A 1,258-nucleotide genomic window follows, 5' to 3' on the forward strand; every position below is an offset into this window, starting at 1 on the left:
TGATTGGGCCCCTGTTAGCAGTCCAGCGGCTATGCGATAGCTAATTGGTTCTCTGCACTCCAGCGTTCCCAGCATCTCGACGGTGTTAATCCGTCGAGGGATCCGTGGGGCCGTTCATGATTATAGATGCCTTTCCATTCGTCGGCCAAGTATTTGGCCTCGGCCATCGTGTCCATGATTTCTCCGGTCAGTTGTTCCCTTCTAAATTGAGCATTGAACGATTCAGCGAACCCGTTCTGCCACGGCGATCCAGGATCGATAAACGCAGTCTCCACACCTGCGGTAGCACACCAATCGATCAGCGCAGCGGCGGTGAATTCCGGCCCATTATCGCTACGGACATAGGTCGGGACCACACCGGTTTCAGCGATGACGTCCTCGAGGACAGCGACCACATCGGTGGCGGTGAAGGACCGCCGCGGGATGATTGCCAAAGCGGTGCGGGTGTATTCATCAATCACGTTGAAGAACCGGATATGCCGCCCGCAGGACGTCACATCGGACTGGAAGTCGAAGCTGACCACGTGCATCGGGTACTCGGCCCTCAACCGCTTCTCTGCCCCGGCGTCGGGCCCGGTGCGGCGCTTCTTGCGCGCCTCGGGTTTGCAGGTCAGCCCCTCGACCCGCCAGAGTCGGCGTACGCGCTTCTTATTGAGCGCCACGCCAACCCAGGCCGTCTGCCGAAGCAGGTGCCAGCGCGCCTTGCGCCAGCCCCATGCCGGATACTTCCCGGCAATGGTCCGCAAATCAGAGCGCAACTGCGCTTCCTCGAAGCTGACCTCCGGTTGACCCTGACGCAACGCGGACCGGTTCTGCCCCAGAACTTTGCAGGCGAACCGCTCCGAGGCCCCGAACTTCTCCTGCGCCATGCGGACGGCGCGGCGGCGTGGTTCGGGGCTCAGAATTTTCCCCGCGCCACCTCGTTCAAAATGTCGATGGCCAGTTCCTTTTCCGCCACCAGCTTCTTCAATCGGGCGTTTTCTTTCTCGAGGTCCTTGACCGCTTTGGTCTGCGTGGCGTTCTTCTCGGACCCGTACTGCTGAAGCCACCGATACCAGGTCGCCTCGGTGATCTGCAGCTCCTTGATGACCTCGACCATCGGGCGACCTTCATTGAGCATCTTCTGGCCCTGACGCACTTTCGCGATGACCTGATCCGGGGTATGTCTACGTGCCATGATCTGTGAATTTCCTCCTTGCATCCATTATCGGATGCGAAACTCACATAGTCACCGGACTCCTACTCGGGGACCCAACCA

General features: G+C 59.6%; 1 protein-coding gene. It reads right to left on the reverse strand.

What is annotated here, in order from left to right:
* Positions 1-29 precede the first annotated feature (29 nt).
* Positions 30-1,177, reverse strand: a protein-coding gene (locus INT40_RS20350; RefSeq protein ID WP_193096870.1) for an IS3 family transposase whose coding sequence is annotated in 2 segments (ribosomal slippage) — positions 30-913 and positions 913-1,177 — 1,149 coding nt in all. Because the reading frame shifts where the segments join, the coding sequence is not laid out codon by codon here.
* Positions 1,178-1,258: the final 81 nt, after the last annotated feature.

This window comes from Brevibacterium sp. FME17, assembly GCF_014897515.1.
In the GTDB taxonomy this organism is placed as follows: domain Bacteria; phylum Actinomycetota; class Actinomycetes; order Actinomycetales; family Brevibacteriaceae; genus Brevibacterium.